The organism is Streptomyces cyaneus, assembly GCF_004028635.1.
GTDB lineage: Bacteria > Actinomycetota > Actinomycetes > Streptomycetales > Streptomycetaceae > Streptomyces > Streptomyces cyaneus.
In genome coordinates this window covers 268490-281979 of the sequence record NZ_RQJW01000008.1, presented here as the reverse complement: position 1 = coordinate 281979, position 13490 = coordinate 268490, and the positions used below count along the sequence as shown (strand labels likewise).

Below are 13490 nucleotides of genomic sequence, written 5' to 3'. Positions count from 1 at the left end.
GTCGATCTGCCGGACGCCCCACGCCCCACGGCGCTACCCGGCAGGCCTACGCCACGTCGTTGAGCACCTGTTCCCGCACCCGGCTGCAGCACCGGCTGATGAGCCGGGACACATGCATCTGCGAGATCCCGAGCTGCTCGGCGATCCGGCTCTGCGTCATGTCCCCGAAGAACCGCATGTACAAAATCGCCCGCTCACGCTCGGGCAGCGCCGCCAGCCGAGGCGCGACCGCCTCACGATCGACGACAGTGTCCAGCGCGGGATCGGCGGAGCCCAGCGCGTCGCTCAGCGAATACCCGTCCTCGCTGCCGGGCAGCTCCGCGTCCAGCGACAGGGCGGTGAAACTCTCCAGTGCCTCCAGTCCGACCTTGACGTCGGCCTCGCTCATGTCCGCGTGCGCGGCGATCTCGGCGACCGTCGGCCGGCGACCGGAGACGGTCTGCAGGTCCTGGACGGCGAAGCGCACACGGTTACGCAGGTCCTGCACCCGGCGCGGCACATGCAGCGTCCACATGTGGTCGCGGAAGTGCCGCTTGATCTCGCCGGTGATGGTCGGCACGGCGTAGCTCTCGAAGGCGTTGCCGCGCTCGGGGTCGTACCGGTCGACGGCCTTGACCAGCCCGAGGGCGGCGACCTGCCGCAGGTCGTCGAAGCTCTCGCCGCGGCTGCGGAACCGCCCGGCGAGCCGGTCGGCCATGGGCAGCCACGCCTCGACGATCTTGTCGCGGAGGGTGTCGCGCTGCTGGCCGTCGGGCAGCGCGGCGAGTGTGCGGAAGTCCTCCGCGGTGTCGGGGGCGTCGTCGTGCGGGTGGTGCTTCGCGCTCACTGAAGTGGGCATCGTGCGTCGCAACTCCCTTGGTTGTGCTCTGGCTTGGACGGTCACCATGGGAGTGCGGGCGCGCACCGAAGCCGGACACACCCGTGGCGGGGGATCCCCGCTCCCACGGACGTGCCTCCTGTCCGAAGCACTGTTTCTTCGCCTGCCCCCGCCCCCGGGCCGCAAACCCCCGGGCAGGTTTTCCACCGTCCCGCAGGGTCACTCGGAGCGGAGCCGCGCAGTCCCCCACCGGATCCAGGAGGTCCCGCATGAGCACCAAGGTCGCCGACCATGTCCTGCAGCGCCTTCGCGAGTGGGGTGTGGAGCACGTCTTCGGCTATCCCGGCGACGGCATCAACGGTCTGCTCGCCGCCTGGGGCCGGGCCGAGAACCAGCCCCGTTTCATCCAGTCCCGGCACGAGGAGATGTCCGCGTTCCAGGCGGTCGGTTACGCGAAGTTCAGCGGCCGTGTCGGAGTGTGCGCGGCGACGTCCGGCCCCGGCGCGATCCACCTCCTGAACGGCCTGTACGACGCCAAGCTCGACCACGTCCCCGTTCTCGCGATCGTCGGCCAGACGCACCGCACCGCGATGGGCGGCTCGTACCAGCAGGAGGTGGACCTGCACACGCTGTTCAAGGACGTGGCCTCGGACTTCGTGGAGACGGTGACGGTTCCCGAACAGCTGCCGAACGTCCTGGACCGGGCGATCCGCACCGCGTACGCGCGCCGCGCCCCCACGGCGATCATCATCCCCGGCGACGTGCAGGAGCTCGACTACTCGCCGCCGACGCACGAGTTCAAGATGGTGCCCTCCAGCCTGGACCGCAGCAGTTGGACGGCGGTCCCCTCGGACGACTCGATCCGCCGGGCGGCCGACATCCTCAACACCGGTGACAAGGTGGCGATCCTGATCGGCCAGGGCGCGTCCGGCGCACGGGCCGAGGTGGAGCAGATCGCCGAACTGCTCGGCGCCGGCGTGGCCAAGGCGCTGCTCGGCAAGGACGCCCTGAGCGACGAACTGCCGTACGTCACCGGCTCGATAGGCCTGCTGGGCACCCGCCCCTCGTACGAACTGATGCGGGACTGCGACACCCTGCTGACCATCGGGTCCTCCTTCCCGTACACGCAGTTCCTGCCGGACTTCGACAAGGCACGGGGCGTGCAGATCGACATCGACCCGCACATGGTCGGGATGCGCTATCCGTACGAGGTGAATCTCGTCGGCGATGCGAGGGCGACGCTGGAGCGGCTGATCCCACTGATCGACTCCGCCGAGCGCGGCCGCGAGTGGTACGACACGGTGTGCGACAACGTGACGACCTGGCACGAGGTCATGGAACGACGGGCGAACCTGTCGGCCCACCCGATCAACCCGGAGTACGTCGCTCGCGCCCTGGACCCGCTCCTCCCCGGCAACGCCATCATCAGCTCCGACTCGGGGTCGGCGGCCAACTGGTACGCCCGCCACCTGACGATGCGCGTCGGCATGCGCTCGTCGCTGTCGGGGACGCTGGCGACGATGGGCTGCGGGGTGCCGTACGCGATCGGCGCCAAGTTCGCGCACCCGGACCGGCCGGCGATCGCGTTGGTCGGGGACGGCGCCATGCAGATGAACGGCATGGCGGAGCTGATCACGGCGGCGAAGTACAAGGACCTGTGGGAGGACCCGCGCCTGGTCGTCGGCATCTGGAACAACCACGACCTCAATCAGGTCACCTGGGAGATGCGCGCCATGGAGGGCGCCCCGTCCTTCCTTCCCTCCCAGGAACTCCCGGACGTCCAGTACGCCGCCTTCGCCCGCTCCCTCGGCCTGACCGGCATCCGCGTGGAGAAGCCCGAGGACGTCGAGGCGGGCTGGCGCGCGGGCCTGGAGGCGGACGGCCCCGCGGTGATCGAGTTCCTCACCGACCCCGCCGTACCGCCGATCCCGCCGCATGCCACGTGGGAGCAGATGGAGGCGACGGCGGAGTCGATCCTGAAGGGGGACGCCGACCGGGGGTCGATGGTCCGGCAGGGGTTCAAGGCGAAGGTGCAGGAGTTCTTGCCGGGGCGGGAGAAGAAGCACCGCTGAAGTACCTGCGGGCGACACGGCGGACCGGCGCGTCCACCTGCCTCGACCGTCTACCCTGAGCACCTGCGTGGAAGGGGGCTCGGGGGATGGGGCACGGGGCGGACGCGGCGGCGGAACAGCGTAGGCCGCGGGTGTTCATCTCGTACGCCCATGACGACGACGCCCACATCGAACAGGTCGAGACGCTGTACGAACTGCTGCGCAAGAAGGGCGGGGTGGACGCGCAGCTCGACATGTACGCGGGCGCCAGACCTCAGGACTGGGCGCACTGGATGGAACAGCAGTGTGCCGAGGCCGATTACACGCTGGTCATCGCCTCCCCCAAGTACAAGCTCCGCGCCGAGCACGAGGAGCAGGACGGTGCGGGGCTCGGGGTCGCCTGGGAAGCCCGGTTGCTGCGCACCTGGATCTACGAGAACCACAAGACGTGGTTCGAGAAGGTGCTGTTGGTCGTCCTGCCGGGGCGGAGCGCGCACGAACTGCCGGGGTTCTTCGGCGCGCCGAGGATGAGCCGCTTCGATGTGGCCACGCTCGACGCGGCGGGTATCGAGGAGCTCGTCCGGTACATGTGGAAGCAGCCGTACCGGATCGAGCCGGAGATCGGGCCGATCCCGGTGTACGCTCCCCGGCCGCCGCTGGTGCTCGACGACGCGAGTGGATCGAGCGACACGACGGAGCCGGACGCGCCCCCGGTCGGCGGGGCGGCGACGGAGTCGGGCGGCCTGGACGAGACCGACTGGCGGCAGCTGGCCCACCTGCTCGGCGGAGTGGCCCCCGAAGGCTGGGCCGAGCAGGCCTACCAGTGGTCCTTCGGAGCGGCGGGAAGCACGAGCCAGGCCGCCGCCCCGTTCCACCTGCCGGACGGCGACCTGTACGACTGGGCGTGGGACCTCGGCCGGCGCCGCCATGTGCCGGGCACGCTGCCGAAGCCGGTCACCTTCGCGCATGCGCTGGCGGTGGGCTACGCCGCCGGAGAGAGTCCCGCCGACCGGCTGCGCGCCCGGCGGCTGCATGCGTGGGCCGACCACTTCGTGAGCCACCACAGCCTGCCCCCGCCGCCGACGCCGCGGATCGAACGCACCGAGGCCACGCTGACCGTGCGGCTCGTCGAACACGCGCAGCGGCCGGACGTGTTCTACGCGGAGGTCTGGCTGCGCACCATGGACGGCAGACGCCCCCGGCGTCTGCAACCGCCGCCCTCCTCGGCCTCGCTCACGGCGGACCTGGAGGGTGTACGCCTGCTCCTCGAGAACTGCATGCGGGATCTGGCCGAGGCGTTCGGCATCGGGGGCCGCGCCGCCGCGCCGCGCTTGCAGCGGATCGAGTTCGCCGTCTCGGACAGGCTGCTGGAGGAGGCGTTCGATCAGTGGCTGGTGCGCCTGCGGCGGGAGGAGCGTGTGCTCGGCAAGATGTACGAGGTCGTGGTCCGCTGCCTGGACCAGCGCCGGGGCGTCGATCTGGCCGGGCGTTGGGCCGGCCGGTGGAGGTGGCTGACCCGGCAGGGCGGCGGGGACGAACGCGCCATGGTGTGGGTCGAGGACGAGCACGCCGACTGCCTGGACGACCTCGTCGGCGAGTGGTCCGAGACGGACCATCCCGTCGGCGTCGCGGTGTCGATGAAGCAGGCCCAGCACGGTGTGGCGGCCGCCCTGGACGCCGCCATGCCGGTGGTTGTCTGGCAGCGTGAGGAGCATCGCAACGATCCCTCGGTGCCTCCCCTCCGGGGCCTGCTGGAGATCGGTGACGCCTCGCAACTCCCCTTGCTCGTCTGGAAGTTGCGCAGAGACCGCAAGCGTCCCGCTCGGGAGCGGTCGAGTGTGGTCCTGTTGTGGGACGACCCCGACCACTCGATGACCCCGCAGCCGCTGAGCGACGCGAACCTCATCGCCTGACCATGACCAGTGATCAGCCCGGCAGGCCGCCGGGACCGACCGGAGGTGCCGTGAAGGACTGGTGGATCTACAAGGGAACGCCGGCCGAGTCACCCGGCGAACGCCTCGACCGGCTGGCCCGGCTCCGCCCGCCCTGGCGCACGTTCGACGGCGAGGTCGACCCGGAGTACCGCGTCCCGTCGCTCGACGACGAGCGGCACGCGGCGGAACGTCGGCGCGGGGCGGGCTACATCGCCGAAGACACCGAGATCGATCTCGTCAACACCGCCCTTCATCTACGGCGTCCACTCCTCGTCACGGGCGTACCCGGCGTGGGCAAGTCGACGCTGGCGTACAGCATCGCGCAGGATCTCGGGCTCGGACCGGTGCTGCGCTGGCCGATCACCTCTCGCGCCACGCTCCGCGACGGCCTGTACCGCTATGACGCGTTGCGCCGCCTGGAGGACGCCAACCTCCAGCGGCTGCACGCCGACTCGCCCGCCACGACGGCCGGCGCTCCGCTGGAGCAGTCCGGTGACGGTATCGGCCGTTATCTCCAACTCGGCCCGCTGGGTACGGCGTTCCTGCCTTCCGAACAGCCACGTGTGCTGCTCGTCGACGAGATCGACAAGTGCGACATCGACCTGCCGGGCGACCTGCTCACCGTCCTGGACGAGGGGCGGTACGAGATCCCGGAACTGGCCCGGCTGGCCGAGCACCAGCCGGTCGTGACCGTGGGCACCGACGATCCGGGGTCCCGGGCGCGGATCCGCGCGGGCCGGGTGCAGTGTCAGGCCTTTCCGGTGGTGGTTCTGACGAGCAATGGCGAACGGGAGTTCCCTCCGGCGTTCCTGCGGCGGTGCATCAGGCTCACCATCGGGCGGCCCAGCGAGGACAAACTCCGGCGCATCATCGAGCAGCGCATCGGCGCGGAGGCTGCGGCCGCGGCCGTCGGTCGGGAAGGCCTGATCAGTTCGTTCCTGAAGCGGCGCGAACGAGGTGAGCTGGGCACGGACCAGCTGCTCAACGCGGTGCAACTGCGCCTGGCCGGCGCGTGGACCGCTCCGGAGGATGTCGAGCACCTGGTCCAGGCAACCCTGCAGCCGCTCAGCGGGCCGGATGCCACGTGATCAGCTGCCTGCTGGATCTCCTGCGGGAAGGCGGCGTCGACGAGGCCGGCGCCGATGAACTCGCGGACGTCCTGTGGCTGGCCCAGTACGTCCTGCCCGGTGAGCCGCGGCCGTACGAGAGGACGGACAGCGCCGCCTCCGACCCCGGCGGCGGTGACAGCGACGGCGACACCCCGCCCGCCGCCCCGGACCCCGACCGTCCGGCCACCCCGCCCGCAGCCGAGCCGCCGACGCCCCCGGCGGACGACGCACCGGGACCCCCGGCCGAGGACCTCGTACCTCCTGACTTATCGCCGCCCGCGCTGCCCCGAGCAGCCCTGCACGTGCGCAGCGCGCGTCCGGCCGGTCCGGCCGAATCGCTGGCCGCCCCCGTCCGCGTGCCCGCTGAGGCGGCGCTGCCCCACTCCCTCGAGCTGGCCCGGGCGCTCAAACCCCTCACCCGCAAGGTGCCTTCGGCCACGGCGTTCGAACTCGACGAAGAGGCCACCGTCGCCCGGCTCGTCGACGAGAACATCATGGTGCCGGTGCTGCGGCCCGAGCCCAGCCGCTGGCTCACCGTCACACTGGTCGTCGACACCGGTCCGTCGATGACGCTGTGGCGGAGCGAGGTCCGCGAGCTCGAACAGGGTCTGGCCCGCCTGGGGGCGTTCCGCGACATCCGTCGCTGGAACCTGTCCGGCACCGAGGACGGCTCCGCGGTCGAACTGCGTCCTCATCCCTCGGTGGGCCGGCCGCCACGGCACCATCTGGAGATCGTGGAGCCGACGGGGCACCAGCTGATCGTGGTCGTCAGCGACACCGTCGGCTCCGTCTGGCACACCGGCGCGGCCGAGCGCCTCCTCCTCGACTGGGCCCACCGCTCCCAGGTCGCCGTGGCCCACCTGCTCCCCGCCCCGCTGTGGAACCGCGGGGGCGCCACACCGACGCCGGCCTCCCTGCACATCCCCCAGCCCGGCGCCCCCAACGCCCGCTGGGGCGTCGTACTCCCCGACCGCACGGCCCCCCGCCGACGGCTCGGTCTGCCGGTACCGGTCGTCGACTTCAGGCCACGGTCATTGCGGGCGTGGGCCGATATGACCGCGGGCAGCGGCCGCTGGACGTGGACGGCTGCCATGCTGCTGACGCAGTGCCCGACGCCGGGCCGCGGCGACCGTGTCGCCCAGGCGCAGAACGCACCACCACCGGCGACGGAGGAGCTGATCCACCGGTTCCGGTCGTCGTCGTCCCCTACCTCCTGGCAGCTGGCGGGCTATCTCTCCGCGCTCTCCACCGTCACCCTGCCCGTGGCCCGGCTCGTGCAGCAGGCCATGCTGGGCGGCCCCGGCCGCAGCGAACTGGCCGAGGTGTTCCTGGGCGGGCTGCTGCACCGCACGGCCGACGTCGCGGAACCGGCGGAACCCTGCTTCGAGTTCCTGCCCGAGGTTCGGGAGGCTCTCCTCAACGCCCAGTACAGCGACGACGTCAGCGAGGTCCGCGCCCTGGTCCGCGAGCGCGTCTCGGAGCGCCTGGAATCCCGCTACGGGCAACCGCGCGACTTCGCCGCGGCGTTGACCGGGGAGCCGCCGGAGCGGGCGACGGTTCCGTATGCGGGCGAAGCCTTCGCCACCCCGTCCGAGGCCGGGGTGACACAGCTGGGCGCGGAGCCCGCCGCGGGCGGGCGGATCTTCGTCAGTCATGCCGAGGCGGATCGGGAGTGGGCCCAGTGGGTGACCCGGCAGCTGGAGGAGGCGGGGTACCGGGTGGAGCCGGCCGTCTGGCGTTTGAACGCCGGGGACGACCTGATGCAGCGCATGAACGGATACCTGGCACGCGGCGTGACGGTGGCCCTGTTCTCGACCGACTACTTCGGCCCCGACGGGTGGTCGGCGCACGGATGGCAGGCGCTGATGAACCGAAGCAGGGGAAGGCTGATTCCGATACGGGTCGGGGCCGTCGGGCCGTCTCCGCTGCTGCGGCCCTATGTGGCGCAGGCGTTGTTCGAGGCACCGGCCCTGTTCGGGCTGGCCAAGGCGAAGGCCCGCCAGGTGCTGTTGGACGCGGTGGCGTCCGCGCGCCCCTCGCCGCCCGACGAGTGGCCCCCCGTGTCGAACCTGCCCGAGGTGAATCCTCGGTTCGTGGGCCGGGAAGTGCTGCTGGGTGACATCCACACCCTGCTGGCGGACGGTCGGCCCGTGGCGCTGGTCGGCCCCGGTGGGGTGGGCAAGAGCGAGCTGGCCGTCCAGTACGCCCATCGCTACCGGTTGCAGTACGAGCTGGCGTGGTGGGTGGACGCGCAGGGTGCCGTGTCGATCACCCACCAGCTCGCCACGCTGGCCTTCCCCCTCGACGACGACCTGAGCGGCCCCGTCGATTTCGCAAGCCCGCGCGAGTTCGTGGGTCGGGCCTTGCGGTCGCGTCTGCGAGGTACGGGGCCCTGGCTGATCGTCTTCGACGGTGCCGAGAGCTACGCCGATCTGGCCGACCTCTTGCCGACCGGAAACGGACATGTGCTGATCACGTCCCGCAGCCAGCGGTGGCCCCGCACGACCCAGCGACTCGACGTCCCCGGGCTCACCCGCGACGAGTCGCTGACCTTCTTGCGGAACCACGCGCCCTACCTACCGCCGGCCGAGGCCGGCCGGCTCGCGCAGTCCGCCGACGACCTGCCGCAGGCCTTGGTCCAAGCCGTCGAGGCCTTGGAAGCCAGATCGCCGAGCGAGCCGTCGTCGGAGCAGCAGCCGTTCACGAGGATCCAGCGGAATGCGGCCCGCCTGCGCAGGACGGACCCCGAGGCCGCCGATCTGCTGAACGCCTGCGTGCTGTTGGCGCCTGAGCCCTTCCCGATCAACACGCTGGCGAAGCCGCCCTTCGCACCTCCCGGCGCACGCCTGCTGACCGACCGGCTGACCAGGACTCGTGTGCTGTCGGCACTGTCCGAATTCGACCTGGCCGAGTTCTCGTCCGACCACCTGCAACTGCGGCCTTCGACCATCGTCGCCTTGCGCGAGGGACTCACAGCCGGGGAGCGCGGCCGAGCCGCCCATTACGCGAGCCAGCTGCTGGAAGCCGCGGCCCCCGGCAGTGCCTCGGATCCCGCCGCCTGGCCCCGCTGGGCCGGTGTACTGCCCCATCTCCTGGCCATCGAGCCCACCGACCTCGCCTCTGCCGGTGCGCGCCTCGCTGCCCTGGATGCCTGCCGGCGCCTGTCCGACCACGGTGACACAGGAACCGCCCTGGGCCGGTTGCAGCAGCTGTACCTGGCATGGAGCCAGGCGCTTGGCGCGGACCACCAGCACACCCTGTGGGCCGGCACCTATCTGGCTCAGGCCCGCGCCGAGAACGGCGACACCCCCGCAGCCCGGAGTCTCCTGGCCGTCGTGTACTCCCACCAGCTGCGCGCCCTCGGCGCGAACCACCCCGACACTCTCCGCACGGCGCGCCTGATCAACTCCTGAGAGCGGTGGCCGCCCGGCGCTCAGTGCCCCAGCGCCGCCCGCTTCGCCCTCTCCGCCGCCTGCTCGTCCTGTTCCTTCGGCAACAGCAACTCCTCGTACCGCCCCAGCGCCAGCACCACGCCGAGCATGAGAAGCGGAAGCAGCACAGCTAGCAGCGCCATGGCCTGGTCCTTCCCCAGAACGTGCGGGGGGTGAGAGCCGGGTCTCCCTCTTTCCGGGGTGCAAACCCTGTGTCGGCCCCCGGAGCGCGGGTACGCGGTGCGCACCGCCGAAGATCTGGAGGGAGTCATGCAGCGAGGCAGTGACCGGCTGAGCGTTCACCGTGACGACGAGATGAAGCACGAACTGCAAGGGCTGCTGCGGTCCGGGCACCCCACGCGGACCGAGGAGTGGCACGACCCGGAGCCGTCCGCCGAGGACGATCCGCAGGTCGCGCACGGGCCGGTGGGGTGGCCTGGGCCGTCGGCGGCGTCCCTGGCGACGGTCCGGCTGGAGCTGGCCCGGATTCTGGGCCGTACCTCCTTCCCGGCGACCCCACGGGAGCTGATCGTCGCGCTGCGCCGCGGGTACGCGCCCGACGCCCTGGTCGAGTCGTTGGAGCAGCTGCCGCGCTCGTCGCGCTACGCCAACGTGCAGGAACTGGCCGAGGCGCTGACCGGGGCCGAGCGGTCCACGCGGCGCAGGAACGCATAGCGGCCCGGCCGGTGGGTACTGCGGGCGGGGTCACGTCGAGGCGGCCGCGGCGCCCATACCGGCCGGGGAACGCAGGAGGACCCAGTGATGGCTGATTTCGTGAGGGAAGTCATGACTCCGGGGGTGGTCGCGGTCCGTCCGGACGCCTCGCTCGTCGAGGCCGCGCAGCTGATGCGCGCGCAGGACATCGGCGATGTGGTGGTGGCCGACGGACAGCAGGTCGTGGGTGTGCTCACCGACCGTGACATCACGGTGCGGGCGGTCGCGGACGGCGCCGATCCGCTGACGGTGAGCGCCGAGTCGGTCTGCACCCGGGACCCGGTGGTGATCGACCCGGGCGAGCGCGTGTCCGTCGCGGTCTCCCTGATGCGCGAGCACGCGGTACGGCGGCTGCCGGTCGTGGAGAACGGCCTGCCGGTCGGCGTGGTCAGCCTCGGCGACCTGGCCGAGACCCAGGACCCCGAATCCGCACTGGCCGAGATCAGCCGGGCCACTCCGGACGACTGACGTGTGCCGAGTGACGTGTGCCGAGTGACCAGTGACTGGTGAGGCCCGTGAGACGGGGCCGAGGCCGGGCCGCTGAGGCCCTTGCGGTCCCCGTTGCGCTGCGGCACGGCGTCGCCCGGTGCTCCTGCGGCCGTGCGGTCCTGCAGCAGGGCAGTACGGCCGCAGGACCGCGGCTCCGTATGTCTGCGGCCGCTCGACGGAGCGAGAGCGCCCGGTCGGCCCCAAGGCCCACTTGGGCCCACTCGGGCCCGCTCAGGCCCACTCACAGGCACGGAAGGACGTTGAGACATCATGCGTATCGCATTTCTGACCGCACCCGAGGGCGTCGAGCAGGTCGAGCTGACCGATCCGTGGCAGGCGGCGGTGGACGCGGGGCACGAGCCGGTACTCGTGTCGACGAAGCCGGGCACGATCCAGGCGTTCCACCATCTCGACAAGGCGGACAAGTTCCCCGTGCAGGAGGTCGTCGGCGAGACGTCGGCCGACTCCTTCGGCGGGCTCGTACTGCCGGGCGGGGTCGCCAACCCGGACTATCTGCGGATGAACCGCAAGGCCGTCGCGTTCGTGCGGGACTTCTTCGAGCAGGGCCGGCCGGTCGCCTCGATCTGCCACGCGGCGTGGACGCTGGTGGAGGCGGACGTCGTACGCGGCCGGGTGCTGACCTCCTGGCCGAGTCTGCAGACCGACATCCGCAACGCGGGCGGCACCTGGGTCGACGAGCAGGTGCGCATCTGCGACCACGGCCCCAACAAGCTGGTCACCAGCCGTAGGCCGGACGACCTGAAGGCGTTCTGCGAGACGTTCCTCGACGTGTTCGCCAAGGAGTCCGAGGAGGCAGCCTGATGGGAGACCGCAAGCAGGAGCAGAGGGAGACCTTCCGGGCCGACGACCCGACCGTCGGGCCGCTCACCACCGACCAGGGTGTGGAGGTCGACCACACCGACGACTCCCTGGCCGCCGGCGAGCGCGGGCCGACGCTGATGGAGGACTTCCACTTCCGGGAGAAGCTCACCCACTTCGACCACGAGCGGATCCCGGAACGGGTGGTGCATGCGCGGGGCGCGGGAGCGTACGGCTACTTCGAACCGTACGAGAGCTGCGAGGAGTTCACACGCGCGGCCTTCCTCCAGGATCCGTCCGTGCAGACCCCGGTCTTCGTGCGGTTCTCCACCGTGCAGGGGCCGAAGGGGTCGGCGGACACCGTGCGGGACGTGCGCGGCTTCGCGACCAAGTTCTATACGTCGGAGGGGAATTACGACCTGGTCGGCAACAACTTCCCGGTCTTCTTCATCCAGGACGGCATCAAGTTCCCCGACTTCGTGCACGCGGTGAAGCCGGAGCCGCACAACGACATCCCGACCGGCGCCTCCGCGCACGACACCCTGTGGGACTTCGTGTCGCTTCAGCCGGAGACGCTGCACGCGATCATGTGGCTGATGTCGGACCGGGCGATCCCGCGCAGCTACCGCATGATGCAGGGCTTCGGCGTGCACACCTTCCGGTTCGTGAACGCCGACGGGAAGGGCACCTTCGTCAAGTTCCACTGGAAGCCGAAGCTCGGCGTGCACTCGCTGGTGTGGGACGAGGCGCAGGAGTGCCAGGGCCGTGACCCGGACTTCAACCGGCGTGATCTGTGGGACGCGATCGAGGCGGGCGAGTACCCGGAGTGGGAACTGGGTGTCCAACTCGTGCCGGAGGAGGACGAGTTCGCGTTCGACTTCGATCTGCTCGACGCCACGAAGGTCATCCCGGAGGAGCAGGTGCCGGTGCGGCCGATCGGCCGGATGGTGCTGAACCGCAACCCGGAGAATTTCTTCGCGGAGACCGAACAGGTCGCGTTCCACACGGCGAACGTCGTCCCCGGTATCGACTTCACCAACGACCCGCTGCTCCAGGCCCGCAACTTCTCCTACCTGGACACGCAGTTGACCCGGCTGGGTGGTCCCAACTTCGCGCAGCTGCCGGTGAACCGCCCGGTGGCGCCTGTCCGCACCAACCAGCGCGACGGCCACCACCAGAGCGCCATCCACCGGGGCACGAACTACTTCCCGAACTCCCTCGGCGGCGGCTGCCCCGCGCACGCCGGTGTCGACGGGCACGCGTACACGCACTACGCGGAACGTGTCGACGGTGCCAAGATCCGCCGCCGCAGCCCGAGTTTCCAGGATCACTACAGCCAGCCGGCGATGTTCTGGAACAGCATGGCGGACTGGGAGAAGCAGCACATCGTCGCCGCGTTCCGGTTCGAGCTCGGCAAGGTCGGGGCGAAGGCGGTGCGGGCCCGTACGGTCGAGCATCTCGCCCAGGTGAACGGCGAGTTGGCGGTCGAGGTGGCACGCGGCATCGGGGTGCCCGAACCGTCCGGGACCGAGGCCGCGGACAAGCTGTCCTCCCCCGCGCTGAGCCTGGAGTCGCTGCGCGGCGACGGCTCGATCCGCACCCGGCAGGTCGCGGTACTCGTCGCCGACGGCGTCGACACCGCCCAGGTCGCGTCGGCGCGTGAGGCACTCACGGCCGAGGGCGCCGTCGTCGAGGTACTGGCACCGACGGACGGCACGGTCGCTGGTGCCAACGGTGACCGGCTTGCGGTGGACCGCGCGCTGCCGACCGTCGCCTCCGTGCTGTACGACGCCGTACTGCTGCCCGGCGGCCCCGTCGGCACCCCGGCCACGGCCGCCGACCAGGACGCGATGCGCTTCGTACGGGACGCCTACCGGCACGGCAAGCCGGTCGGCGCGCTCGGCTCGGGCGTGGGGGTCCTCTCCTCCCTGAAGCCGGAGGGTCTGCGCCTGTCCGCCGAGTTCCACCACACGGTGACCGACCAGGGCGTGGTGACGGACACGTCCCCGGGCCCGGCGAGCGAGGACTTCCTCCGCGCCTTCACCTCGGCGCTGTCGGCCCACCGGCACTGGGGCCGATCGCCGGTGCACTGCTGAGCAGGCGAACGACGAGGCTGGGCTGCGGCC

Annotated in this window: 10 protein-coding genes; 8 read left to right on the top strand and 2 right to left on the bottom strand. The window is 71.1% G+C overall.

What is annotated here, in order from left to right; translation table 11 throughout:
• Window positions 1–46 precede the first annotated feature (46 nt).
• The gene (locus EHO50_RS29590) at window positions 47–838 is read right to left on the bottom strand and encodes an RNA polymerase sigma factor SigF (RefSeq protein WP_128434265.1); all 792 of its coding nucleotides are present in this window, start codon (window positions 836–838) and stop codon (window positions 47–49) included.
• Window positions 839–1086: 248 nt separating this feature from the next.
• Here EHO50_RS29590 and EHO50_RS29585 point away from each other — a divergent pair, with 248 nt between their 5' ends.
• The 4 genes from EHO50_RS29585 to EHO50_RS29570 all read left to right on the top strand — a co-directional run bounded on the left by EHO50_RS29585 (window position 1087) and on the right by EHO50_RS29570 (window position 9324).
• Window positions 1087–2889: a thiamine pyrophosphate-requiring protein gene (locus tag EHO50_RS29585; protein WP_128434264.1), complete on the top strand. Its 1803-nt coding sequence runs from the start codon at window positions 1087–1089 to the stop codon at window positions 2887–2889.
• Window positions 2890–2975: 86 nt separating this feature from the next.
• The gene (locus EHO50_RS29580; protein WP_128434263.1) at window positions 2976–4781 is read left to right on the top strand and encodes a VMAP-C domain-containing protein; all 1806 of its coding nucleotides are present in this window, start codon (window positions 2976–2978) and stop codon (window positions 4779–4781) included.
• Window positions 4782–4783: 2 nt separating this feature from the next.
• Window positions 4784–5890, top strand: a complete 1107-nt coding sequence (locus EHO50_RS29575; protein WP_220096475.1) for an AAA family ATPase — start codon at window positions 4784–4786, stop codon at window positions 5888–5890.
• Window positions 5887–9324: a toll/interleukin-1 receptor domain-containing protein gene (locus EHO50_RS29570; RefSeq protein WP_128434262.1), complete on the top strand. Its 3438-nt coding sequence runs from the start codon at window positions 5887–5889 to the stop codon at window positions 9322–9324. Before EHO50_RS29575 ends, EHO50_RS29570 begins: the two co-directional genes overlap by 4 nt.
• A 20-nt stretch (window positions 9325–9344) precedes the next feature.
• Here EHO50_RS29570 and EHO50_RS44190 read toward each other — a convergent pair whose 3' ends face one another.
• Window positions 9345–9485, bottom strand: a complete 141-nt coding sequence (locus tag EHO50_RS44190) for a hypothetical protein (RefSeq protein ID WP_164904975.1) — start codon at window positions 9483–9485, stop codon at window positions 9345–9347.
• 127 nt (window positions 9486–9612) lie between these two features.
• On the opposite strand from EHO50_RS44190, the gene EHO50_RS29565 reads away from it, so the two are divergent.
• The 4 genes from EHO50_RS29565 to EHO50_RS29550 all read left to right on the top strand — a co-directional run bounded on the left by EHO50_RS29565 (window position 9613) and on the right by EHO50_RS29550 (window position 13460).
• Window positions 9613–10017 (top strand): DUF2795 domain-containing protein, encoded by a 405-nt coding sequence (locus tag EHO50_RS29565; protein ID WP_128434261.1) that lies wholly within the window; start codon window positions 9613–9615, stop codon window positions 10015–10017.
• Window positions 10018–10104: 87 nt separating this feature from the next.
• Entirely contained in the window at window positions 10105–10524 is a 420-nt protein-coding gene (locus EHO50_RS29560) for a CBS domain-containing protein (protein WP_128434260.1), read from the top strand.
• A gap of 291 nt (window positions 10525–10815) precedes the next feature.
• A complete protein-coding gene (locus EHO50_RS29555) occupies window positions 10816–11367 on the top strand; it encodes a type 1 glutamine amidotransferase domain-containing protein (protein WP_128434259.1) in 552 nt (183 codons plus the stop codon).
• The gene (locus EHO50_RS29550) at window positions 11367–13460 is read left to right on the top strand and encodes a catalase (protein WP_128434258.1); all 2094 of its coding nucleotides are present in this window, start codon (window positions 11367–11369) and stop codon (window positions 13458–13460) included. The genes EHO50_RS29555 and EHO50_RS29550 overlap by 1 nt, the downstream gene beginning before the upstream one ends.
• The last annotated feature ends 30 nt before the right edge of the window (window positions 13461–13490 follow it).